Here is a 25,133-nt window from a genome sequence, read left to right as displayed (position 1 = left end):
GAGGATAGGAGGGCAGATAACTTCGTGCGTATCGTGCTGAGGCCCAGCCGCACTGCGGTTTACTCCTTAGCCGAGACGGTGAGTTTGCCGGCGGCAGAGCGAGCGTAGCGTTCGGGGCGATACATGTCCTCGACCGTTGCCGCCGGGTGCACGAACGTGCCGGGGTTCACGGCGCGCACGATGTAGGCGAGCGTTGCCGTTACCTGCGGTGGCTTTTTCTGTGCCGTGCCGTCGGGAAGCACAACCGAGCCATCGTCCGGAACTTCGACCGAGTTCTGATCGACGCCTTCGACCGAGCTGCCGTTGTCGCCTGTCTCGGATGTCGTTCGAACGTTGGCGAAGTTGAAGGCTGCCACGAACCGATCATCGCGGAACTCGGTGTGCTCGGGGTCGGCCGTCGACTTCAGCCACGAGAGGCCGGAAATCGCGCCGCTGTCGATCAAGTGCGGGTTTTCGATCTCGAAGCCCGCAGGCAGGCGATCGACGACCATGACGCGGCCGGCCGGATCATCGGATGTCACCTTGACGGTGATGACGAAGCGGTCGTTCTGCTTCACCTCGGACTTGCCGCCGTTGAGGCTTGCCAGATCGATCTTCTTGCCGTCGAGCGCGTAGGCCTGACGTTCGATCTTGAAGCCTTTCGATGCGGGCGGCTCCGGCGTCAGCGCGGCACCGATGACGGAGATCACGGCATCGACAGCGGTGTCGCCGTTGTTGGTGATCGTCAGCGTGCCGTCCTTCAGCTCGGCCGGCTTCAGCCCTTTGAGCAGTGGGCCGTTGACGGGCTTGCCATCGATCGAGAGCGTCGTTGCCTTCACCTCGTCGTTCAGCGCTTTCGCCGCGAGCAGCATCCACGCCTGTTCCTGCGTCGAGGTATAGTTGCGCGTCTCGTAGGCTTTGGCGATGACGGTCGCGAGCTTCGGCTGCGAGTCGCGAGCGATGCCGGTCTCAGCGGCAAGCGTCACGAGCGCGGCACCGTCGCGAAGCGTCGAGCCATAGTCGCTGCGATAGCCGCTATCCGGCGTATCCGGCATCGATGCAAGTGCCGCCGCGAACGTCCGTTCGGCGCGTTCCTTGTCGCCCATCATCGCGAGCGCGGCGCCGATTTGCGCTTTGGCCAGCGGCGTCGAGAACCGTCCGATGCGTTCGTCGGCGTAGTAGCGGAGATCGCCGACGGGTGCGCGGCCGTTGCGAGCGAGCACGTAGAGCGCGTAGGCGCGATCTTCGCCACCCTTCTCGAAGTCGGACGCATAGGCGATGAAGTTCTGCAGCTTGTCGAGGGCACGATTGAAGCCCTCGCGCGGCACGTCGTACTTCGCTTCCTTGGCGCGCGTCAGGAAATCCGTGACGTAGGCCGTCAGCCAGAGGTCCGTCGATGAAGGACCCCACACGCCGAAGGCACCGGTCGAGTCCTGCATCTCGAAGACGCGGGCAATTGCACCTTGCACGCGTTCCTTGAGCGCCTTGTCCTCGGCGAGACCGATTTGCGCGGCGACCGCGTTGGCGACGACGAGCGGCATCGCGCGCGATACCGTCTGCTCGGCGCAGCCGTAGGGATAACGGTCGAGCTGAGCCAGAAGCGTCGGCACGTCGAGACGCGCTGCCGGCCCGACAGAGAGGTTGATGCGTGTCCGCGACGGGATCAGATCCTGTGCGAGATCGCGCGTGACCTGCAACTTGCCACCGGGCTTCAGCGACGAGATCGTCGTGCGTTTGATGTCGCCAGCAGGGGGCAGGACCTCAAACGTCATCTCACGCTTGACGCGAATGTCGTTCGGGCCGGTGACGATGGCTTTCAGCGTCAATGCACCGAGATCCGCCGGCTTGAATGCGATGCGCTGCAGCGTGCGCTCGCCGTTCTTGAGGTCAGCGGTCTTGTCGGCAATCGCCGTCAGCGTTTCGTTGCTGTCGTCGCCTTCCTTCTTGAACAGCGCAAGCTTGTAGGGCGCTGCAGGTCCATCGACGTTGTGGATAGAGAAGCCGAGGTTCATTTCGTCTCCGAGCGTCATGAAGCGCGGGACGGCGACGGTCAGCGCCACCGCATCGCGGACGATGAGATCGCCCGAGCCGTGGCCGACCTTGTCCTTGCTCCAGGCGACGGCCATCACGCGGACGGTGCCGTTGAAGTCGGGAAGTTCGAAGTCGACACTTGCGGTGCCGTCTGCCTTGACTTGGACGAGACCGGAGAAGAGCGACACCACCGTTTCGACGGTCGGGTTGCCTTGCAGCGCCGCGCCGCCATCGCCGCCCGAGCGCAGCTTGCCGCGTTCCGCGTGCATGCCATCGATCAGCTTGCCGTAGAAGTCGCGGATCTCGAACGCCAGCTTCTGCTGCTCGGAGAAATACTTCTCGGGCGCCGGCGTTTCGTAGCGCGTGAGGTTCAAGATGCCGAGATCGACTGCGGCGACGACGACGCGTGCGTCTTCGCCGGGCGCGAGACCTTCGACCTTCAGCGGAACGGTCAGCGTGCTGCCGGACTTCACCTTCTCGGGAAGCGTCACAGCCACTTTCAGATGGTTGCCGCTCTGATCGATCGGCAGCCAACGGACGCCAATGGCACGGCTCGGCATGCGCTTCTGGGCTTCATCCATCGGCCGGTAGAGAATGGCCGTGGCATAGGCGCCGGGGCCCCATTCGCCGGACAGCGGAATTTCAACTTCGCCGCCGCCCTTGGCGATGTCGACTTCCTTCATCATGTGGAGGCCGGTGCCGAGCACGGCGATGAGCGCTTTTCCGCCGAGCTTCGAGGCGATGCGCAGCTTCGCCGTTTCGCCCGCCTTGTAGTTGTCCTTATCGAGCGCGACGTCGAGCTGTTCGGGGCTATCGACGTTTTCGCCTGTCGTGTACCAGCCGGCGTTGAAGAGCACGCTCGATGCCGGGCCATCGGCATCGTTGGATGCCACGTCGAGGCGATAGCGTCCCCACTGGATCGGCTGCGAGATTTTAGCTGCGCCATCAGCGGTGACGGCGAGAGCCCCGCCGCCGATCTTGCGCTTCACAGTGACGGCTTCGTAGGTCCACGATCCGTCGCGGCGATACCACTGCCAGTTCGTGTCGAGGCGCGTCAGCGTCCACGTCAGATTGTTGTTCGCTTCCGGTTTGCCGTTGGCATCGAGGAGTACGACGTTGAAATCGGCGTTCTGATCCTCCGTGGCGGTGAAGTTCTCGAACAGCGGCTTGATGCCGATGCGCTCGAGCTTCAGATCGACGGGCAGCGTGAGCTTGCGCTCGATGGTGCGGCCGCCGTCTTCGCGAAGCTTGACAGTGATCGCGGCTTCGAGCGGCTTCGGCGTTCTCGCCATTTGCGGCAGGACGATCGGAATGGCGGCCTTGCCGTCCTTGTCCATTGCCAGGCTCGCGTCGAGCGGCTGACGCGCCGGGTTCACGAGTTCATCCGCCTGGCCGAAGACGTAACCGGCAAAGCCAGGCACGTCTTTGTTCGAAGCCTTGACGACGACCTCGCCTTCGATGCCGAGGCCGGCGGCGGGTGGGCCGTAGAGATAGCGGCCGTCAGCATTGATCGTTTGATTTTCGTCTGCCACTAGCGCCGGGATGCTGGCCGAGAGCGTCATGTCGAGGCGTTCGGGCACGAAGTCTTCGACGAGGAAGCTCTTCTCGGCGATCGCCTCGGCCTTCGGATCGGTATAGAGGCGGAGACGCCATGTTCCGGTCATTGCGGTTTTTGCAAGCCGCACGGCAAGCGCGCGGCCGCCGAGACCCTGATCGTTCATCACGAGGCGCGTCTGCTCGACGCCGTCGGGCCGGGAGACGATCAGCGTCGTCGGCACGGACGAAGATTTGCCGAACTGGTTGCGGACGAGCGCGGTGACGTTCACGTCCTCACCGCCGCGGTAGACGCCGCGCTCGGTATAGACATAGGCGTCCACGGGGCCGGACGGGTCGCGGCCTTGAACGCCACGGTCCGAAAGGTCGAATGCATTGAGCGTCAGATCGAGAAAGGCGTATTCGCCCTCGCCCTTCTGCGCGACTAGGATCGCGGGCGCGGCACCGCCTTCGCCCTTCGTCAGGGCCGCATCGAACTTCGCGTAGCCGCGATCATCCGTTGTCGCGGTTGCGAGTACTTCATTGTTACGGGCGATCAGCTTGACCGATGTTCCGGCGACGGCGGTCGCTTCGGTCAGCGAGCGGACGAGTGCGTGAATGCCGTCATTGCCGGTGAAGGCCGTGAGGCCGAGGTCCGAAACGATGAACCACTGCGTGGCGCGTTCGTAGCTCTCTTCCTTCTGCTTCTCGGTCGGCTTCGCGACCATGACGTAGACGCCGGGTTCGAGCTTGCCCGTTGCGTCGGTCACCGGAACAGCCGTCGAAACTTCTTCATTGAGTTTCGAGGCGATGTCCATCTGGCCTTCGTAGACCTTGATGCCGGAGCGATCGCGGATGTTGTCAACGTCGTAGCTCGAGAGCTGGCGCGCCATGTCGCCGGACTGCAGCGTCGCCGCAAGGCTGCGGTCGCCGATGCGATAGACCTCGATGGCGATCTTCTTCGTATTGGTCGTGAGGACGGGGATGCCCTGCTGGCCGCGCGCCGGCAGCACGTAGGCTTTGCCGCCGAAGTGAACTGCGGTCGAACGGTCCGGTATGTAGACGGCGATGTTTGCGCTTTTCAGCAGCGTCTCGCCGATGTCGGAGGGAAGGCCCGCACGAATTTGGACTTCGTAGCGTTCGCCGTGCTTCAGGCCTTCGAGGCAGAGCTGCTTGCCTTCCTGGACGAGGTTCTGCGGATCCTTGCCACCAACGGAGATGAACTTCGCGACGTCTGTTTGCGTGCGCGAGAGATCTTCCGAGAACTGGAGGCAAAGACGCGGCGGCGTCGCGTCGTTGTCCGTCTTATAGTCCGTCATGCGGAAGCCGTACTCGCCGCGAAGGCGGTCGTACATTTCGCGCGTCGTCTGATCGCTGGCGAGCGAGAGGCTCAAGCTCAGCGCGTCGATTGCCGGGCGCCAGTAGGAGCGCGCTTCGAGCGTGCGGCCGAGAACGTAAAGAGCGTGCGCTTTCTGCGCGTCGTCCGTCGCGCGCTGATAGCCGCGATAGGCGGCGCCGGACGCATAGATCGGCAGGTCGTAGCGTTCGCCGCCCTTGTCTGGATCGGGCTTGATCGCGAGCAAGGCTTCGGCAAGGCGCGTCCAGGCGTTCGAATCCTTCTCGTCGATGGCGACGGCATTGGCGAGCGATCGCGAAGCTGCGCGCGGGTCCGTGGCGAAAACTTTCTCGGCTTCCGACTTCAGCGCGGCGGGCGTCTTGCCATCGGGCTTCCAGTTGGTCTTGAGATAGGATTCATAACGTTTCGCATCGGCCGCAATCCCAGAGTGCAGGAAGGGCTTCTCGGTTGCGGCAACGTTCGTGATCGTTGCCAGCATGAGAGCGAGAAACACTGCAAGGCGCGCGATAAAGTGCATGGGGGTGGCATCCTGTTTGAGTGCCCGATTTAAGTGTCTGGCGATCAGAGCTTCGCAAGGCGCACGAGTGGCACCTCAGCTTAGCCCGAGGTTGAGTATCGCATTTGACGATGGGTCCGAAAGCCCATCAGGGGCCAACGGCCGAAGCGCGGCGGCAAATTCCGAAATGCCGGCCTTTGCGCGTTCTTGCGGCCTTTTTCTCTAAGCATCGGCGCAGTTTACCACGCCGCGAAAAGGCGGGGATAAGTTTTGGTGCTCACGATTTGGGTCGCGCTCCCGGCGGAGGCCTTCAGCACTTCTGAAGGATACGAAGCGCTGCCGTGGCCTAAAACGAAATCATCCTCGGCGATGAAGCCGAGGATGACAACGCGTGCGTGTATTTTTCGGATTGCTGCGATCGCCGTCAGTGGCGGGGATTGCGGGGCAACGAGTCCGGCTCGCCCGATTGGACCGCAATGATCTCAGGCGCGACACTCTCCGGCTTGAAGGGCTTCAAGGGGCGGCCGCGCACCCAAAGTTTCTCGAAGGATGCCGTCGCGAAAACGGCAGTGGCCGCTTCGTTCGGATGGAAAAGTTCGAAGGCGTCGCGCTTCGTCGGATCGCGGCGAAGGCAATCGCCGATCCAGACGGACTTCTCGCCAACGACGAGCTGCTCGTGGGCAGAGCCGAAGCTCTGATCGGCGAGAACGCGAAACTCGGCGTGGGCAATGTCGAACAGGGCGCCCGACGCTTGTTCTTCAGAGTTGGTATCGCAGATCAAAATTCTGATCCGCGTATCGTCGATACGGCCTTCCGACCAGGCGGCGCAGAGCGCGCGCGCGACCGGGCTATCCGGGTTGCGAACGAAAACAGTCAAGCACTTCCGATCTGCCAGGCCTTCGTCGCGGGGCGCAAGACCATCCCCTATGAAGTCCTTGAGGCGTGCTTCCTTGTCCGTTCGAGCCACCATCATGAGACGCGAAGGCGAAGCGATGCGCATTTAAAAAATTCCTATCTTGAGCCGACAAAAAACTTCGGACTTTCGAACTGCCCCCCGCTGGGCATCCGGTGGCCCCATTAAGCCAGGAAGAATGTTAAACAAGCGTTGCCGGTCGGTTCGATTTAAGGCGAACGGCGTTATCGCTATTTCTTTCCAAGTCTTTTTCATTCGGCCGCCGGTGGCGCTATACGCCGGATAAGTGCCCTATCGTCTTCAGAAAGCTGCATTTCTGAGCCGAGGGCTGCAACTTGTTCACCGGCCTCGATGACCTCTGGCGGTTCGCTTTCCAGCTCGCTCCAGCGGCCGTCTAACCCGCGCAGGGCGGCTGAGAGAGAGGGCGGCATCACCGCCTCGCCGACGGGCACCGAGAAGGTCGCGGTTTCCCGCTGGAGGGTCACGCTGGCACGGGGTTCTGACGAGTCGGGGGCGACGGCGGCCGCTTCGTTCCGGATTTGCGACGTGCGCGGGATCGTGACGACCGTCGCCGGCCGGAACTCCGGCAGAGGTGGCGGTGCTATCGGCGCCGGTTGAATGGTGTTGCTGTTCGCAGCCGTCTTCACGGTTACGTCCGCCTCGGGATCGGGTTTTGGCGGCGGGCGGCGGACACGCGGGGCTTGCGGCGCAAACTCGGGTTCGGGCCGATAGATTTCGGCATAGGGGCCGAAACGGGCCGCGTGTTCGGGGTCGATCGCGAGGTTCGCCCGCTGGGCGCGGATGGGCCGTTCGAAGATCGGGGCAGCCAGCGGCTCATCGCGATCATCGGCGGATGAAGCCTTCGATTCGGGGACGGACGTTTCCTTTGTCGTGACCTGCGGATCGGCGTCGCGTCCGCCAGAACGCGTGACCGCGGCCGCGGCATCGCTTCGCTCGGCGCGGCGGGCGGCGCCCATGACGGCGCCGAGGATGATGTCCGACCAGGCGCCGTTCGTAAATTTGTAGACACGGAACGATTCCGAGCCTGCGAACTTCGAGCCCTGGCGTTGCAAGCGCTTCTGGATGCTGCCCGTCAGCGGGAGCATCGTGCGCTTGAAGATTTTTTCTCTTTCGAAGCTTGCGAAGAGGTTGGCCAAGAGCTGCGCTTCGACGCGCAGGTTTTCGCGTTCAGTCGGGTTCATGCGCGGCGGAGCGTCGAGCGGCACGGCGACGTAGTAGTCGCCGTTCATGTCAAAGACGACGTGCCGGAACAACTCGAAGTTTTCGCGGATTTGCTTGTCGCGATGGATATCGTTGAAGCGCGAGAGGATCTCGATAACCGGTCCGCGCTCGGCGGCCTGCATTTTCGGTACAAGGCCGTCGAGGCGGCCGCCCGGGCGCTGTCCCATCGAGACGAGGAAGAGACAAAGATCGACGAAAAGGGCGACGGCGAGCGGAACGTAGTCGCGTTTCGAGAGGCCTGCTGTCTGATCGCCGGCAGAGACACGCGCGCCACGGGCGTCGGCGTCAGGGCTTTCGACGGACTGGATAGCCTTCTTCTGCAGTTCGCGAAGCTCGTCGGCGGAGGGTGGCATCTTGAACGAGAGCAGGCCGTAAAAGGTCGTCGTCAGGCGGCGGAAGGCTTCGATCGTCGCTTCGGAGCCTTCGACGGCGGCAATTTCCGGCTTCTGCAGCTCGGGCAGCTGGTCGATGGCCTTGACGACGCCGCGAAGCGCCATCTGCAACTGAGGATCGGGGCAGGAGATCGCGGCGTTCTTGCCGTCGGCGAATGTTGTGCGCTCGGCGCGGTCGGCGAGGTCGGAGCGGATCTGGCGAAGCTGCGGGTCGGTCCGGAAGGCGTTGAAGCCGGTCACGGTGAGGTCGAGCTTGCGGCCGAGCGCGCGCATGAACTCGTTGCGGGTTCCGGTCTTGGGATCGAAGGTCGACGCGTCGGCGGAGACGATTTTTGCCAGGTCGCCGTTCAGGGCCGTCATGTCACCTTTGACGGCGCCGATGCGGCCTTTTACGAAGTCGGAGGCGAAGGAAAAGCGCTGCGCATCGTCTTCGCGCATTTTCCGGCGCGGACCGTCGCCCGGCTTCGAATTCGGGCAGGACGTGCCCTTCGCGCGTTCGAGCTCGGCCTTGTCGGTCGAGACCTGGGTCAGCTGCACCAGCGTCGCCTGAAGCTGTTCGAGGCGCGTTTCGGCGCCGTGCAAGGAATTCTGCACTTGGCTGACGGCGCTCTCGGCCGAGCGGGAGGCTTCGCCCCGGCTTTCGAGAACCTTCCAATAGAAGCCAAAGCCGAAGCCGATCGAGATCAGCGACAGGAATATGTAGCCGCCCGCATAGAAGAGTTTCGTCGTGAAGGGGTGCGGGCGGAAGAGCTGGTCGAGCAGCCAGATGATCATCGTCATCAGCATGGCGACGGAAAAGCCGACGATGACGCGATGGACGAGCGGCAGGTCGCCCATGTTGGCTTCGATCAGCTCGAGCATGCCGACGTAGGTCGCGACCCAGGACAGCGCGCCGAGGCCGATGACGAGGATCAGACGCTTCCAATCGCGCGGCGGCTTTTGCGGTGCATCGCCGGCGCGCGCATCGGCATAGAGGCGCATCGAGCCCGTCCCGCGCCCGAGTTCAGGACCATCCAGGTTCATCACCGCCAACCCATCCCCGTTTGAGGGGCACAGGTTCGGCGTGCAGTCCGCGTTTTTGATGTCGCAACTGCGGCTCGCCGGTGTTTGAGTATTGGCGGATTTTCAGCGGATGGATGAATGGGAGATGAGTTTTTTCTCGTCATCCTCGGCCGAGCGCGCCTAGGCGCGTCGAAGGCCGGGGATCCAGCGCAAAGCTGCCGAAGGCTCACAGCATCGCGTCTCCGACGAGTTTCACGCTGGATCCCCGACCGTCATTCGCTTCGCTCACTCGGTCGAGGATGACGGGTTAGTTCGAGGTGAGCGTGCGGAACTGCTCATCGGAGGGCGAGCGTTTGCGCGCGGTCGGCCTCGTGGCGTCATCGGCCGCCATCGTGCGTGGCGCATTGCGCAGGCTTGCGACTGGCACGGCGCGGCGGGCCGGAAGGAAGTCCCGGCGCGGGTTGGATTTTGCGTGATCGGCGAGATCGTGAAGGAGGACATCGAGAAGGGGTGCCGCAATCTGCGCGGAGTGGAGATCGCGGGCCCATGGCTTCGACGGCGTGCCGGTGCCAACGAGCACGACGTAGGAATAGGCGGCGCCGTTTGCGAACTGCAGTCCGCCGGACGCCCAGGCGTCAACCGTGGCGTTCGGGTCGAGCGAAACGGCGGTTCCTGTCTTGGCAAAGTGGAGCCGCAGGTCGCCGCGGCGCCGCGCGCACCACTGGCTGAGGCTCTTCAGCGTTCCGTACGACTGGCCGCCCGTCTGATAGCAGAGAGGGGCTTCGAGGAGCGAGCGGATCAGCCAGACCGCGTTCGGCCTGATGAGCGACTTTGGAATGATCGCGGGGCGGGCTTCGGCCATGCGGCCCGCGCCTCCCTGGCCTTTCTGCGTGTAGTCGTACGCCTCGATCAGCGTCGGTGGTTTGATCGGCTTCGTGCCGCGTCCGATCAGTGACGCAAGGATCACGCTCGACATGAACTGAACACGCTGCGGCGCTCCCGCTATCTGTCCGAGGACGACGGCCGTTGACGGTGGCGTGCCGCCGAGTTCAGCGGCGGGCGGCATCGTAAAGCCAAAGCCGTCGATCAGCCGCTTGACTGGCGCCTGTCCGAGTTGCGCCCCGCGCGTGATCAGGGGGGCGTTGAGGGAGCAGGCGAAGGCGACGATGGCCTTGCGATTGCCGGAGCTTCCGCCCTTGGCGCAGGTCTCCAGTCCTTGTGCCGGTGCTTGCGGATCTGCATAGAGGCTGTCGGCGGTGTCGCGCCCCTGATTGGCGAGGGCGACGGCCAGGATCATTTTGCCGGTCGACGCCACCTGACGGCTTTCGAGCGTGGGATCATAACGGCCATCGCTGGCGCGGCGGGCGGGAAGCGAGCCGAAGTAAGCGGCCGTTTCGCCCGCCTCGTAGTAGCGCACGATATTGCCGTCGCCATCGGCCGCGACGACGATGACGTTCGGCAGGGTCTTGTCGGCCGTCACCTTTTTCGGATCGAGCGTGTAGGCGGGATCGATGCGCGACGTCCATTTCGTATCGAGCGTCGCCAGCGCGCCGTCGATCTTTTCGCGGAAGGCCAAGTTTTCGCCGATGTCGAACGTCGTCGTCACGCCGCGCACGTAATCACGCCAGCTGAAGCCGTAGCTCTGCTTCATTTCCTCGCGGATGCCGAAGCGCGCGGCCGGCAGCAGCAGATTGGCGCGGATCATGGGATTGGCTTCGGCGCGTTTCACGTCGCCGGGTGCGAAGCGCTCGAGGGCGGCTTCGAGTTTCGGTTTCACCTTGGGATCGGGCGGGCCGCCGGCGAGTGCCATCAGTTCGAAAACGACTTTCTTCTGCTCGGCTTCATCGGTGATGAGTTTTTCGGCGCAGGTGCGCGCGCGGACTTCGGTGATGTAGCGCCAGCGGTCGAGGCGGACGGCATTCAGCCTGTCGTTGCCTTCGAGCAGGATGATCGGTTTGTTGACGGCGGAAGCGAGGACGAACTGCTCGGCGGTCGAGAGATCCTTCGCTTCCTTGCCGAAGACGACCTGACTCGTCACTTCGACGCCGTGCAGCGGCTGACCGCCAGTGCGTTGCGCGAGCCAGATATGGTTCGCCGCCCATTGCTTCAGAAGCGTATCGTCGCCGCCGCGGGTCAGCTCGCGATAGATGACCGGCGCGAGCCACCATTCGCCGAGCTTCCGCTGAAGTTTCGTCAGGCCGCTTTCGTCCAGGCTCGGCGGCGTTTTGTAGATCACGCGGGCAAACTGCATCGGCAAGGTCGAGCCGCCGACGCCGAGGCTCGGCCGGCGGGCGGCAATGGAGCGCGTGATCGTCGTCAGCGGAATTTTCAGGACGCCGACGAGATCGATGCCGAACGGATTGAGCGGGCCGCCGAGGTAGCGATCCTCATGAAATGAGAGGCAGCGCCAGTATTGTTCCGGCACCTCGCGCACGGGAATGGACTTGTGATCGGGGTTCGCGACGTAATCGCCGAGTGCGATGGCATTGCCGGTGTAGTTGACGTCGCGCAGGCTATCGAGCCGGGGATCGAACGTTCCGACGAAATTTCCCTTCGGATCGTAGATTGCGGTCGCCAGCCACCGCTCGGCGTCGTAGCCGAGCTTGTCGTGCATGGAAAGTTCGCCGAGATAGCCGCGGATCGGCGCCGCGACGTAGACGAGGAGAACCGCGAAGAGACCATAGAGCACTGCGGCCGTGAAAACGTGGCGGAGCGGACCGAGCTTCGGATTGAAAGCCACGGTCATCATGAGCCAGCGCACGACAGTCCGCGGAACCCAAAGGCAGAATTCCGCGAGAGCGGTCAGATGCCGCAGTAAACGTAACATCGCTGTCGCATAGCCGCGCTAATGCCATCGCCGAGATCGGCGGCGGCCTCAAGCGTTAGACGGTAGTTGAGCTTTGCGGCGTCAACTCAGCGAAGGCTGGGCGGCTTCCGTTCCGAGATGAGGCAAATATACGGCGCACGCTGGCAGCGTTGCCGCCGACGTCTAAAGCAGCTTGGATCTTTCAGCGAAAAGCAGGAAAGGCCCCGGAAGCTCAGAAATTATTCATCAGAATGAAAAGTCCGACGCCGACTGCAGGCCCAATGAGCGTTGCAACGACCATCATGACGAATGGTTTCGCCATCATAACACTTACCCCGCACTGAACTCGTGAGTTCGCTCCACTATTACGCGCGGCCCTAAGACGATGTTTCGACCGGTTTTGCCCCCTCGGTCTCGCATCTCATTTCGCTAAAAGGAGCCGCCCCCAGTCAGCGCAGCCGGTCAGAACCCCTCAAGCCCGGCAATCTCAGAGAATACAGCTTTGCAAAAAAACTTGACAGGGGTTGCAAGGTGTTTGCGCGCTTGGGCGTAGAAACGGGATCACACTAAATTCGCGGGAGCAACATAATATTTAACGCTTTTTAGCGTGGCGTGAAAATTCATATAAATTGTGCATTTTCAATATGTTATGCGTTTAAAATCATGCGTCTGCTGCGTCCAGCGCCGCAACTGCTGGCATCGCACCATCACGGAATATGTCGTGGTTTGAAATCAGAATTGAAGTTTAGCGAAGGTCGAAAAGACGAAGCTGCCTTTCGTCTGTGCCTCTTGTTTCAGCAGCCAACTGCTCGATCCGGTCGAACGGAACCTGCTCGGCGGCGATCAACGAACGCTGCGCCTTCATGGGCCGGACGAGGCCCTCCTGCACGAGGTGGAACTCGCCGACCGTCTGCCCAGGGAGCGCGGTCGCGGGATCGAGGCCGGACTCCGACTGGAAGGCGGCTTTCAGCTTTCTGAGGGCCGTGTCTTCGCGGACGCGGCCGATGAACCAGCTCGTGATCTGGTCGCGGCTCTTGTAGTCGAGGTCGCCCGGCGACTGGGTGGCCAACATCATGCCGAGACCGGCGGAGCGCGCACGCTTCAGCAAGCTCTGCAGCGGCTCGGCGGTCGCGGGCTTCGAGTTCGCCGGAATGTAGAGGTCGGCTTCGTCGAACATGACGACGGCCTGCAGCTCATCGTTCGGGTTGCGCTGACAGAAGCGAAGCGCTTCCGACAGGAACTGCGAGACCCAGAACAGGATGTTTTCGTTGTCGCCGAGGAAGCCCGTGTAGATGACGGACAGGCGCGTGCGGTTCGGCCTCTGATACTTGCCGAGGCCCAGCAGGCTGTCCATGCGCAGGCTTTCGCCGCCACCTTCGAACAGCGCAGCGTTGCGGAGGCGTAGCGAGTCGAGCTGGGCGACGAGATCGCGGCGCAGCTTGCCGGACGGGTCCATGCGCTGCGTCTGATCGGTAAGCTCGGGATGCTCGTCTTCGAGAAGATGGATCAGGTCGGCGAGCGTCACTTCGTTCGTCGACAGCGAGCCCAAGATGCGCAACGCGACCGCCAGAACGCCCGACTGCTTCTGGTGCGTCGCCGAATTCTTCAGGTGAAGCATTTCGCCGAGCGCGGCAGCCGATAGGTTCGCCAGCAGCTGCTGCTCGTGATCGGGCAATTCATTGATGCCGTTCGGCAGGAGCGTGATCGAGATCGGCCGGCCCGAGGCCCGGCCCGGCGTATAGACGGCGACGTCGATCGCGTCGGCGAGCTTTTCGCGTTCGGCGCGGCGTTCAGCCGACTCGTTGTCGTCGGACCGCCAGACATCGGGGTTGGCGTAGCTTGCGAGATCGCCCTTGCGGTCGATCAGGACGGCCGGAATGCCGCGCAAAAGAAGCTGCTCGATAAGCGACAGCGCCAGCGTCGTCTTACCGGAGCCCGAGCCGCCGAGGAATGCAGCGTGCCGTTTCAGCACGCTCTTATTCATTGTCACTGCGCGGCCGCGATTGTTCTTTTCGCCGCCCGCCAGAATGCTGGCGCCGTAGCTGCCGTTCTCGTCGAGAATAACGGACATCGGCAGATCGTCGTCGTTCGCTGCGAGGCCGTTGTCGCCGTCACCTTGTTCGTTGGCGCGCGCCTGCTCGGCGGAGACGGCGTCGAAACCGTCCAGCGTCGATTGTGGGTCGTCCATGTTCTTGGCGACGAGGCGCGGCACCGGGCGTCCGAGCAGATCGAGACGCAACAGGTGAATGATCGAGATGAGGCTCGACAGCGGCTTGGTGCCTTCGAGCCATTGCGTCATGCCGGCGTCGCTGCGGTGATGGGCGGTGAACTCGCGCACCGTCATCATGCGTTCCCACTCGGGGATCGGCACGAGCAGCTGGCGCCCGCCGCCGTCGCGGAATTTGCGGAAGGCCTGCGCCGTCTGGTTCTTCTTGTTCGGCGGGAAGTCGCTGGCGCGCAGCATGAAGCAGGGCTTGCCCTGCATCGCCGTCAGCACCTTGTCGAGCTGGCGCTTCAAGCCGCCGCCCTGCGTCGGGCGATTGCAAAGGAATACGCGTACGTCGTTGGCAAAGCCGGTGCGGTGGCGGACGGTCAAATCGAACGCCGGCAGGTCGTCGCCAAGCTCCAGCCGCTTCACGGTGACTTCGATCGAACGGCCCCATTCATCGCGGGCGAGCAGAAGGGCGGCCGACAAAACGTCTACCAGTTCCTGATCGTCGGCGGGCATCTCGGCTTCGCTTTCGTTGGCGAAGCGTTCCCACATCTCGCGGAACTGCACTGCGGACAGCGTCGAGGGTGCTTCGTCGTCCTGGCCGCCGAAGCCGACGACCTGACCGAGAGCCTGCGCAAGCGTCGAGATGAACGACGGTCTTTCGGGCTCGCGCTCGCGCTCGTCGCCTTCTGTCGAGGTTGCCTCGCGCAGGCGCGACTGCGCGTGCTCCAGGAGGCGGCGCGTCGAGAGACCGCCGAATTCCTCGAAGAACTGCGGTCCGAAAAATTGCGAGGCGTCGGGGAAGCTCAGGCCGCCGCCGCTCAACTCCGACTGATGGGCGAGCCGCTTCGAGATGATGAGGCGCGCTTCCTCGGGCGTCCGGCTTTCACGAAGCAGAACCGGGCCGGATTTCTCGATGCGATCGATATAGGACTGCGCGACGAGGCTCCGAACCTGCCCGTAAAAATCTTCGAGGCAGGAGATGATGACGATGGCGTTCGTCAGCCGGTTGGCGATCTGGATGAGATCGCGAACGGCGCGCTGGAAACGGTCTTCGGCATTATCGAAGAAGCGCAGGTCTTCGACCTGGTCGATACAGAACACGAGCGCGGCGCGATCGACGGTCCAGATGAGCGCACCGAGCGCGGCGATGATTTCGAAGGCGCGGTCTTCGCCGTCGTTCGGGTCGAGCGCGCTGACGGCTTCATGCGCGATCGCCGTCAACTGACGGCCGTTGAGATACTGCCGCACGCGCTGATCAATACGCGGGTCGTGGCGCTGCAGATAAAGGAGCGCGCGCACGATGTTGATGTCGAGCTCGCGCGTCTGGAACTTGTCGCAGGCGACGATCTGGTCGGCGAGGCGCAGGATGAGCTGAGCCAGCTGCTTGTCGTCGAGCGTCGCATCGCGAAGCTTTTCGAGATCTGCTGACGAGATGACCTCGGAGTCGAGCACCATACGGTTCGTCAGCCGCGACAGGGCGGACTCGCCGAAGCGATCGGGGTCGTAAGGTTTTTCGAGCGAGTGGACGAGGCGGCGCAGATAGAAATCTGCGTAATTCTGCACGTCCGGCGTCATCTGCGCGTAGCCGAAGTAACTCTGGCCGGTGCGATGGGAATCGGTGCGCAAAGCCCGCAAAAGATGGGTTTTTCCGGCACCCGACTGGCCGTGAAACAGCAGGATGCGATCCTGCATGTGGTAGCCGCGGCCGGACGTGACGCTCGTCAGAAGCTCGTTGAATTTCTGGCGCGCCTTGGCGTGGATCTCGGGCACGTCGACGGGGTCGGCGCGCCAGAGATCGTCTTCCCAGGTAATCGAATGCTCGAACGCCTCGCTCAGCTTGTCAGGCGCGAGCGGGGGAGCAAACGTCGGCTTGAGGGAAGCGCCTTCAACACCCATTGCGTACCGGAATGCCTTCAATCTTGAACGCGCACAAAGTGCCAGACAGTGTTTTTGTAGAGGATCTTCGAGTCCTCGAGCGATTTGAGATCGCGACCGTCTTTGAGATCAGCGGTCGCGAGTTCGAGCTGACCTGAACGGTGGGCTTCCGCGAGCATTCCCTTGAACGCAATCTCGGATAGACCCCAGTCGGGACGCGCGTTGCGAATCGCCTTCCATACCAAAGAGATAAACGCCTTCCGGTTGCCTGGCCAGCCCTCCGCGACCGGTCGTGCCGCATCGACAACAGCGCGACAGAATTCTGGCATGTCGGGAGGGGATACAACTTCGAACAGCGATGGCTGGCTGGTTCCGAGCGGTGTCCGGTCGTTCGCGGGGTTCGGCGCCGCCGTGCGGACCGGGCGCCGCTGCGGCTCGCCGCGCGGACGTGCGGGCGGGACAGCAGCGCTCTCGGCCTTGGGCACCATGAGCGCCCGGAGGAGTGCGAGTTCGAGCGCGGGCAGAGACGTTTCGCGGCTGCCGGCGATCTCGCACGCCAAGTTTATAATGAGCTTGCCGTCGCTGGCGATCTCGCGCGGCTGCTTGAAGAGTTGACCGGCGAGAAGCCTGCCGGGCTTCGCCGGCAGACCCGCGCCCTTGCCGAGGCCGGTCTTTATCTTATTGCCGAAGGCGCGTTCGAGGGCGACGATCGCGAGTTCGGCTCTGAGATCGGCGGGCGAGAGGACGCGCGATGTCGATTTTCCAAAATGATGCTGCAACACGAGCGCGGCGAGACCTTCGGCGCGCTGGATGGCTCTCCGGACCGCAGGGCCGTCATTGGCACCGACCGAAGCAAGGACGAGTGCCGTTTTCACGTCGGCCCATGTCTCGGGGAAGGCGCGGGACGTTGGCAGCAGGTCTGTCGCCGCTTTCAGGCCTTTAGGACTTGCCGTCAGACGCCCTTTCGACTCGGAGATCGCATGCGAGCCGGCGAGCGTGCTCAACGCCAGCTCGGCGGTACGGCGGAACTCCGTGCCGGAGATCCGCGGCGTCAGCAACGGCGCGACATCGCGCTGAAGATCGGCGCGCGTCGCTCCGCCAATCGCTATCCGCAGCAGCAGAAGGTCGCGGACCCCGAGATGGCTCGAAGGTCCGGTTGCGGCTGTCCGTTCTGATTGTTCGATGGCTGCACTCATCGAATTGGTCTCCCCGCGCGAATCAGAAGCGCTGTCTCGACAACTTCAATGATTGATCCTTCACTTCCAAGAGCCGCCCGCATTTGACCCACAACGCGTCTATGTCTTCGAAATGCTCGCCTCTGGCGGCTCTGCCGGGCTTTTGCCGCGACGTGGTCAAAATCGCGACACCTTATTCAGGCGATTATCTGCCCTGGGGCACGGGTTCGAGTTCACGAGGGGTCCGGCGTAATGAGTGGCTCTGATAGTTCGCAGTGGCGGCGCGAGGTCGCGCGCGAATCGCAACTCGTTAGCGTTAACGACCAGTTAACGGATTTCCGGCAATGCTGAGCACAGCCGCACGTCCCGTGCCGGGGGTAGCTAAAATGTATCGCGTTGCGCTCACTGCCGGACTTGCGACCGCGCTAGCCGGTTGCAGTCTCGGTTCCTCATCCATCTCGTCGGGCTTTACGGATACCGACACCACCTCGTCGCTGGCCTCGCCCGCGCCGTCCGCATCGTTTTCGCCATCTATCAAGAGTGTCGGCCTCGGCGGCGAGCCTTCAACGCCGCGCAACACGAAAGTTGCAGCGCTCGACAAGGCGCCCTCTGGCACGTTCGAGAAGGCGGCGCCCGGCGTTCTTTCCGATCGCGACTATTCACGTACGTCTCTCAACGCGGAAATGGCGCGCGATCTCATCAATGCCTATCGCAAGAAGCATGGGCTGAAGCCGCTGAAACTCAATCCGGAGCTGACCGAAGCCGCCAAGTCGCATTCGCGCGATCTCGCGAAGTGGGATCGCATTTCCCATTACGGTTCGGACGGCTCTAATCCCTGGGATCGCGTCAAGAGGGCCGGATATCACGCGCGTCTCACGGCCGAGAACGTCGGCACGGGCCAGGTCAATTTCAATGAAGTGTTGAAGGGCTGGGAAGAGAGCCCCGGTCACAACAAGAATCTTCTCACTCCAGACGCCGAGCACATGGGCATTGCGCTCGTTCAAGATCCGAAGACGGAATTCAAATCGTTCTGGACACTCGTCATCGGCTCGCCGATGTGAAGATTGCGCAGGTCGCAGAGGACGATGGTTGCAAGTGGCTCCGCGCAAACGGAGCCATTTTCTTCTCACCCCACCCCTAATTTCCGTCCTTCAAATACCTTCGAGGCGTTCCCGCTCCCGCGTCCGAACGAGATCGGCGACCCCCGTCCATGCCCATGCCCGTCCTGCGTCCCCGCGCTGTCCATGATAGAGGGCAAAGAAGTCGGCGATCCCCGCTGCAAGAGATCCGTGTTGTCCTTCGAGAACTTCGGCCATGGCGCCGAGATCTTGGGGCGGCGGCGTACAGTCCAGTTCGGTGTTCTCTCTCGCACGCAACGGCAAGGCCATCGTAAGGTCCTACTCAAGGCTTAAATCCAGATTGACGGATTTTGGAAAAGCAAGTTTGACGCCATTTTCGTAGGCTGCCGATTCATGCCTGTTGTGTCGATTGGTTAACCGGAGGTAGCGTGACCGTCAGCGCGCCTCTCAGCCGGAAAATAGCTAGGACGAAATCAATATGATTTGGATTTCGAGGGCTGCGGGGCTCGTTGCGATGGTGCTGTTCGGCGCGTGCGCCGGTGTGACGGCCGCAACCGGCGGCAGTGCTTGCCACTCGCTCGGCTGTGCCGGAATGGAACTGGTCCAAGACGCGTCGCCGAAAGAGGACAGTCCAAACGTTGATCCCGATACAACGCCGGATGACGGGACGAGCGGGCAGACTCCAGAGGCACCCGGCGATAACGATAACAACGACGATGGCGCCGGTTCGGATCAGGCATCGCCGCCCGATGCGGTTCCGGGCTGCATCTTTCGGAAGGGTCCACTCGACCTGATCGTCTAGCGGAGGGGAGCGAGGCGGCCTTATTCCGAGGTCGCTTGGGCGGCTTCCGGTTGGGCCGAGCCGCTCGATGCGCTTGACGATGATCCCTCGGCGTCGGACCCCTTCAGCGCCGCCTGGCTATCGCCCGTTGCTTCGCCGCTTTTTTTCGCACTCTTGTTCTTGGATGCTGCGAGCTTGTTTTTCGATTTATGCTTGCCGCCCGCGATGTGCCGCTTATGGCCACCGCATCCCCACGCCGTGACGGTATCGCGGACCGAGACGACGCCTCTGGAATTCGGGTCCATCGGCAGGCTGTCGATGGTCGATGTGTTGAAAAGCTGCTTCCAATCGTAATTCTGGAATCCGTATTCCAGGAGGCTCGCCGCACGGATCGCCCGTTCGTTGCCGGATGACTCGCCCAAAACCACCGCCATGAGGCGCCGGCCGTCGCGCGTGGCGCTGGCGACGACGTTATATCCGGAATCGCATGTGAAGCCCGTCTTCAAGCCGTCGGCCCCCGGAAACGTCTTCAGCAGCGCGTTGTGGCTGCCGAGCCGCCGCTTGCCGATGCGCATGTCCGGCATTGCCCAGTAGCTTGCATACTGCGGATATTCGCTGACGACGGCGCGGGCGATTTTTGCGATGTCGCGCGCGCTGGTCAGCTGGCCAGGGTCGGGCAGACCGTTCGTATTGACGAAATTTGTATGCGTCATCCCTAAGCGGCGAGCCGTCGCGTTCATCTTGTCGATGAATGCGGATTCGCTGCCGGATATCGCTTCGGCGAGCATCACGGTGACGTCGTTGGCGGATTTGATGATCACGGCCTTCAGCGCCTGCTCGACGGAGAGGGTCGCGCCGACATTCAGGCCGACTTTGCTCGGCGGCTGCAGGGTTGCGACCAGCGAGCAGGAAATCTTGTCGTCGAGATGGATCTTGCCCTCTTTGATCGCTTCGAAGGTGACGTAGGCCGTCATCAGCTTCGTCAGGGAGGCCGGATGCCAAATGTCGTCAATATCTTCGGAATAGAGGATCTTGCCCGTATCAGGCTCGAACAGCAGCGTCGGACTTGCCGACGCCGGCGGGATTGCCGTCAGCCAAATCAACAGTGTTGCAACGATGCCGGCTGCGCGTGACCGCATAGTGTCCTCAGAATTTGACAGAGATCGGCTACCATATTCGCGAAGAGGGGCCAACCGAACCCGATTTGACGGCGACCTTATGATTGGTTGTGTTGCTCGTGCGGCGCTATCTGCGGATATGTCAGGATGAGCGGGATTCAGAAATCCACGGTTCCCCTGGTTCAGCAGAGAATACGTGGCACGGGCGCCCAGGTTCCGCTTGCGGCGCTCAGGAGCAATAGTCGTATGCGCTTGCCCTTCAGCGGGTTGACAGGCCGTGCTTAAATCGTGCCCTCTCGAAAATATAGACGCCACATAATCACAGGCTCGGCGTTTCGGCATCATGCAGCACACAAGTTCGGGAACACAGCTTCGGCCGGAAACCAGCGCGCGCGGCCGAATGGCGATTTTTTTCGCGCTCTCGCTCGTGCTCCTTCTTGCCTCGCTCGATCAGACGATCGTCGCGACGGCGCTTCCGACAATCGTGCGCGATATCGGCGGGTTAACGCACCTGACGTGGATCGTGACGGCCTATTTGCTGTCCACCACCGTCGTCGTGCCGCTTTACGGAAAGCTTGGCGATCTGTTCGGGCGACGCTTGGTCCTGCAAGCCGCCGTGGTTATTTTTCTTGTCGGATCGGCCCTCTGCGGCATCGCGCAGAACCTGCCGGAGATGATTGCCTTTCGTTTCCTGCAGGGCCTCGGCGGCGGTGGTTTGATCGTCACCTCCGTCGCAGTGGTCGGCGACGTTGTGCCGCCGCGCGAACGTGGGAAGTACCAGGGGTTTTTCGGCGGGATCTTCGGACTTTCCACCGTGCTCGGGCCGCTGCTCGGCGGTTTCATCGTCGATCAATTTTCGTGGCGCTGGATATTTCTGATCAATCTGCCGTTCGGATTGCTCGCGCTTTTCGTCATCAACCGGACGTTCCGGCCGCATCCGCGGAAGGCCGATATCTCCATCGACTACGCTGGCGCCGTGCTGCTTGGTATGGCGCTCACTGCGCTCGTCATTCTCACGAGCCTCGGACAAACGCTCGTCAAAGAAGCGCCGGTCAGCATGTTCGCGTTCGCATTGCTCGGCGCCGTGTCGCTCGCCTCGTTCATCTATATCGAGACGCAAGTGCCCGATCCTTTGATGCCGCTTTCGCTTTTCAAGAACCGGACGTTCGTCATCGCGGTGTCGATCGGCTTTATCGTCGGGCTTGCGCTTTTCGGATCGATCACGCTTCTGCCGCTCTATTTCCAGATCGTGAAAGGTCTCGATCCGACGAGTGCGGGGTGGCACCTGACGCCGATGATGGTTGGAGTATTTCTAACGTCGATCACGAGCGGACAGATCATCTCGCGCATCGGGCGCTACAAGATATTCCCGATCATGGGCACCGGTCTCATGACGTCTGCACTCTTCCTCCTTTCGCGCATCACGGTCGAGACCACGCCGCTCACGGCGTCCGTTTACATGCTCATTCTCGGCTTCGGCCTCGGCATGGTCATGCAAATCCTCGTCATGGCGGTGCAGAATACCGTCGATTTCGAACAGCTCGGGGTCGCGACGTCCGGGACGACACTTTTCCGCTCAATCGGCGGCGTCGTCGGCGTTGCGATGTTCGGGGCGATCTTCGCCTACACGATGCAGCGGCAGGTGATGGCGACCGCCCCCGAGCTGGCAGCGACCTTGACCCACCCGGATGCTGTAGTCGCACTGTCGGGAGATCTCAAGGCCACGTACGACAAGCTCTTCGTCGCGTCACTGCATCCGGTTTTCCACACCGCGTCGCTGCTGGCATTTCTGGCCTTCATGCTTTCGTTCGCAATCGAGGAAGTGCCGCTTCGGAGCAGCATCACCACCTCAAAGCCACTGACCGATCCTCTGCTCATTCCGCGAGACGCAACTTCGCTCGAAGAACTGGAGCGGATCGTCGAGCGCATCACGGCGCGCGAAAATCGTTGGCGCGTCTATCAGAGCGCCGCCACGCGGCTTGGCGTCGATCTTCAACCGGATGAATTGTGGTTGGTCGCGCGGCTCGGCGAGCGGGGCGGAAAGGCCGAGAAGGAGGCGCTTCGAAGCCTGCTCGGTCCGAAGGAAGGGCGGCCGCCGCGGCCGTTCAGCCGGATAGAGGCCGCCGGAATGGCCAGCGCCGCCGGCGATACGATCGAGCTCACGGAAGACGGGAAATCGGTCTACGACCGGCTGCTTCGTCAGCGCGAAGACGATCTTCGTCACATGCTGCACGATTGGGACCGGAATGAGCATCCGGAAGTTCGTGCGATGCTGAAAGAGATGGCGAACTCATTCGCGAGTTCGCCACCGGTACCGCCTGCGTCCGCTATTTCTTCTTCGATAGCTCACTGAGCTCGGCGAATTCAGCGTCGCTCAAGTTGATGTTCGCGCCCGCGACGTTCTCTTCGAGATGCTTGACCTTCGAAGTTCCCGGGATCGGCAGCATCACCGGGCTGCGCTGCAGGAGCCACGCCAACGCGATCTGGCTCGGAACGGCGTTATGTTTTTTCGCGATCGCCTCGAGACGCGAGCCCGGTTTCGCGAGGTCGCCGGCGGCAAGCGGAAACCACGGGATGAAGCCGATATTTTGCTTCTCGCAGTAGTTCAGAACATCCTCGCTGGCGCGATTGCCGAGGTTATAAAGATTCTGGACGGTCGCGACTTTGAAGACTTTCTGGGCCGCTTCGATTTCGCTTACCTTGACCTCGCTCAGACCGACATGGCGGATCAGGCCTTCCTTCTGCATCGCCGCGATGGCTTCGAACTGTTCGCTCTGCGGCACCTTCGGATCGATGCGGTGCAGCTGCCAGAGGTCCAGGCGTTCGACGCCGAGGCGGCGAATGCTCAATAGCACTTCCTGCCGGAGATACTCAGGCCGGCCGAGCGGAATCCATACATCAGGGCCTGTACGTACGAGACCCGCCTTCGTTGCGATGGTGAGGCCGCGATAGGGATGAAGCGCTTCGCGGATCAGCCGTTCGCTGACTTCGGGTCCGTAGCTGTCGGCCGTATCGATGAAATTCACGCCAAGCTCGGGGAGTTTGCGAAGCGTGCGTAGCGATTCTTCCTTATCGTCCGGTTCGCCCCATACGCCTTTGCCGGTGATACGCATCGCGCCGAAGCCGAGGCGGTTGACGGGAATATCTCCGCCGATGGAGAAAACGCCGGAGTGACTCTTCGTGGCTGTGGTCGTGGACATGGCTGCTTGCCTTTCTTCAGGGATTGGCGAGCTTGATTGCATGCGGAGCGCCGCGAGCTTGTGGCGCCGTATTGATCAAACTAGCGGGAACCGCGGGACCGCGGCAGTACTTCCTCACATGCTGTTTGCACGCGAATATCGCTGCCGATGAACCTGCAGATTTCTTCTTTGCGGGAGGGGTTGTTGCGGATGGTGCTGTCGGAGACCTTGTAACCGTAGGTGCGTGCCACGGCTGCGAGGTAATTGTCACGGCAGTAGGGTGTAGAGATGGGTCTGCCCTGAACGATCTGATAATCTTCATCGCATTCGATGGCGCTGGCCGAGCTCGTGGCAGCGGCGAAGATCGCGACCGTCATAAGACATAGCCGTGCAGTGCCGAACGTCGTCATGCAAAATCTCCTAACGATGCAGGTGCATGCGGGCAAGAAGCGAAGCCGCGCTCGGTGACCGAACGCGAGGGAGCAGGGTACGTTCCTGGGCCTATATGGGGCCAGAGGTGACGGGGCTCAATACGGGCCGCGGGATGCGATGCCTGCCATGACGTTTTCGAGCTGCTGGATGCGGACGGCGTAACTTTCACGCAGACAGGCAAGGTTATTGCCGCAGGCATCCCGCGATTGCAGCCATTTTCGCTGATCATCCTGGATGTTGCCGCGCTGCCCCATCGCGACGAGGGAAGTTACAATTGAAAACAGCGTCGCCATCCGCGCTTCGCTTTGGCCAAGGCTGTAACTATTGCAGATAGCCCGTTCGGTCGATGATTGTGCCTTGCTGCAATCGAGGGGCGCGTATTCACCAGCGTTCGCCGCCGATGCAGAGGCCATAGCGAAGATCACGGCAGTTCGGGCGATCGGCCGCATGGAAGCCTCCCCTTGCGAAGCTTCTAGAACATCGACGAGAGCGACCGCTGGAAGTTGTCGAAGCCCTTGCTGATCGATGTTTGGACATCGTCGTAGTCGCTTGGCTTGCGTTTGGCAGTCTTTTTCTTCGGCTTCGGCGGGGTAACCGGCGGAGCGCCAGGGTCGGCGACCGCAGCGGTGGAACCCGGATCGGCCGACGGATCGACCGTGACGGCCTTGTTATCCTCGAAGTAAATCGTCGAAACCGGCGTTGTGGCGCGGGCATTGGCCGGCATGCGTTCGTTGGCTGTTGCCGTGACGGTGGGTGTTGGCGCGGGGCGTTCACTCGGCGGGGGCGTAACGGCTGCGACTTCTTCCTTCGGCATCGTCAGCATTTCGGCGCGGGCCCACGGATGGTCCAGCATCGTTCGCTCTTCCACTGGTGGAGGCGGGGTGACTGCTGAAGGCACTGGCGCGGCGGGATTGCGAATTTCTTCGCGAGCCTGTTGGAGCGACACCGGTTGTACGCTGGCTCCCAAGGTTCCTGTCGCGATCGCGCGGCCGCGGGCGCAAGTGGCTGTCTCATTGGATTCGACAAGTGCCACGAGGGTATCGTCGGGGCTATCGACCGGCAGTTGCGCGTTCACGGTTGTTGCGAAGCCGCGCATCGCATCCTTCGAGGCATCGCTCCAGATGCCGCTGATCGGGCCGTTATAGCATTGGGCGCGCGCCAGGGCCTTCTGCAACTGGCGTACGCGCGCGGCGCGGTCGGACGTTGGGACCGGCGGCGCGATCGGCTTCGTCAGTGCTATTGTCGCGACCTCGACGACGTTCGGCGCCGACGACGGTGGTGTCACAGGTTCGGCTCTTACGAGCGGAGGATTGGCGACGGCCTTTACTTGAACTTGAGCGGGTGCCGAGACGCTGTCGGGAGTTGTCGCCACATAGAGGGCAAGGCCCAGGCCTGCCGTCACCGACACGAGAAAGAAGCTTCCAGCCGTGCTGGAGAAACATGCTGCGATTTTTCGACCGACGCTCACAGGACAATACTCACACGACAAATACTGCAACTCGGACGCCACATCCGGCGCCGTCCGGCC

15 protein-coding genes are annotated in these 25,133 nt (G+C 62.2%); 3 read left to right on the top strand and 12 right to left on the bottom strand.

Features of this window, described 5'->3' with window-relative positions; translation table 11 throughout:
• Positions 1–59 precede the first annotated feature (59 nt).
• The 6 genes from AB4Z24_RS01640 to AB4Z24_RS01615 all read right to left on the bottom strand — a co-directional run bounded on the left by AB4Z24_RS01640 (position 60) and on the right by AB4Z24_RS01615 (position 17,037).
• Positions 60–5,417 carry an alpha-2-macroglobulin family protein gene (locus AB4Z24_RS01640; RefSeq protein WP_441705404.1) on the bottom strand — a complete coding sequence of 1,786 codons (5,358 nt, stop codon included), beginning with the start codon at positions 5,415–5,417 and terminating at the stop codon, positions 60–62.
• Positions 5,418–5,820: 403 nt separating this feature from the next.
• A complete protein-coding gene (locus AB4Z24_RS01635; protein ID WP_441705402.1) occupies positions 5,821–6,396 on the bottom strand; it encodes a hypothetical protein in 576 nt (191 codons plus the stop codon).
• Positions 6,397–6,560: 164 nt separating this feature from the next.
• Positions 6,561–8,966: a hypothetical protein gene (locus AB4Z24_RS01630; RefSeq protein WP_441706047.1), complete on the bottom strand. Its 2,406-nt coding sequence runs from the start codon at positions 8,964–8,966 to the stop codon at positions 6,561–6,563.
• Positions 8,967–9,252: 286 nt separating this feature from the next.
• Positions 9,253–11,772, bottom strand: a complete 2,520-nt coding sequence (locus AB4Z24_RS01625; RefSeq protein ID WP_441705401.1) for a transglycosylase domain-containing protein — start codon at positions 11,770–11,772, stop codon at positions 9,253–9,255.
• Between the two features lie 724 nt (positions 11,773–12,496).
• Positions 12,497–15,862 (bottom strand): helicase HerA-like domain-containing protein, encoded by a 3,366-nt coding sequence (locus AB4Z24_RS01620; RefSeq protein WP_441705399.1) that lies wholly within the window; start codon positions 15,860–15,862, stop codon positions 12,497–12,499.
• Between the two features lie 17 nt (positions 15,863–15,879).
• Positions 15,880–17,037, bottom strand: a complete 1,158-nt coding sequence (locus AB4Z24_RS01615; protein ID WP_441705397.1) for a hypothetical protein — start codon at positions 17,035–17,037, stop codon at positions 15,880–15,882.
• A 323-nt stretch (positions 17,038–17,360) separates the two neighbouring features.
• Here AB4Z24_RS01615 and AB4Z24_RS01610 point away from each other — a divergent pair, with 323 nt between their 5' ends.
• Complete coding sequence (locus tag AB4Z24_RS01610; RefSeq protein ID WP_441705395.1) at positions 17,361–18,077, top strand: CAP domain-containing protein; 717 nt, start codon at positions 17,361–17,363, stop codon at positions 18,075–18,077.
• A gap of 90 nt (positions 18,078–18,167) precedes the next feature.
• Here the strand turns inward: AB4Z24_RS01610 and AB4Z24_RS01605 are convergent, their stop codons facing one another.
• Entirely contained in the window at positions 18,168–18,404 is a 237-nt protein-coding gene (locus AB4Z24_RS01605) for a hypothetical protein (protein WP_441705394.1), read from the bottom strand.
• Positions 18,405–18,573: 169 nt separating this feature from the next.
• Here AB4Z24_RS01605 and AB4Z24_RS01600 point away from each other — a divergent pair, with 169 nt between their 5' ends.
• Positions 18,574–18,897: a hypothetical protein gene (locus AB4Z24_RS01600; RefSeq protein ID WP_441705392.1), complete on the top strand. Its 324-nt coding sequence runs from the start codon at positions 18,574–18,576 to the stop codon at positions 18,895–18,897.
• A 20-nt stretch (positions 18,898–18,917) separates the two neighbouring features.
• Here the strand turns inward: AB4Z24_RS01600 and AB4Z24_RS01595 are convergent, their stop codons facing one another.
• Complete coding sequence (locus AB4Z24_RS01595) at positions 18,918–20,015, bottom strand: D-alanyl-D-alanine carboxypeptidase family protein (RefSeq protein ID WP_441705390.1); 1,098 nt, start codon at positions 20,013–20,015, stop codon at positions 18,918–18,920.
• Positions 20,016–20,394: 379 nt separating this feature from the next.
• Between AB4Z24_RS01595 and AB4Z24_RS01590 the strand changes: the two genes are divergently transcribed.
• Positions 20,395–22,347 carry an MDR family MFS transporter gene (locus AB4Z24_RS01590; protein WP_441705388.1) on the top strand — a complete coding sequence of 651 codons (1,953 nt, stop codon included), beginning with the start codon at positions 20,395–20,397 and terminating at the stop codon, positions 22,345–22,347.
• Here the strand turns inward: AB4Z24_RS01590 and AB4Z24_RS01585 are convergent.
• From AB4Z24_RS01585 to AB4Z24_RS01570, 4 genes are all read right to left on the bottom strand, one after another.
• Positions 22,322–23,194, bottom strand: coding sequence for an aldo/keto reductase (locus AB4Z24_RS01585; protein WP_441705386.1), 873 nt, complete (start codon positions 23,192–23,194; stop codon positions 22,322–22,324). The genes AB4Z24_RS01590 and AB4Z24_RS01585 overlap by 26 nt on opposite strands.
• A gap of 80 nt (positions 23,195–23,274) precedes the next feature.
• Positions 23,275–23,583 (bottom strand): hypothetical protein, encoded by a 309-nt coding sequence (locus tag AB4Z24_RS01580; RefSeq protein WP_441705384.1) that lies wholly within the window; start codon positions 23,581–23,583, stop codon positions 23,275–23,277.
• A 117-nt stretch (positions 23,584–23,700) separates the two neighbouring features.
• Positions 23,701–24,054, bottom strand: coding sequence for a lysozyme inhibitor LprI family protein (locus AB4Z24_RS01575; protein WP_441705382.1), 354 nt, complete (start codon positions 24,052–24,054; stop codon positions 23,701–23,703).
• A gap of 23 nt (positions 24,055–24,077) precedes the next feature.
• Entirely contained in the window at positions 24,078–25,013 is a 936-nt protein-coding gene (locus AB4Z24_RS01570; protein ID WP_441705380.1) for a hypothetical protein, read from the bottom strand.
• Positions 25,014–25,133 lie beyond the last annotated feature (120 nt).

Source organism: Hyphomicrobium sp. 2TAF46 (assembly GCF_052114865.1).
Taxonomy (GTDB): Bacteria; Pseudomonadota; Alphaproteobacteria; order Rhizobiales; family Hyphomicrobiaceae; genus Hyphomicrobium_B.
The sequence above is the reverse complement of the archived record's forward strand: the minus strand, read 5'-3'. Positions and strand labels throughout refer to the sequence as shown.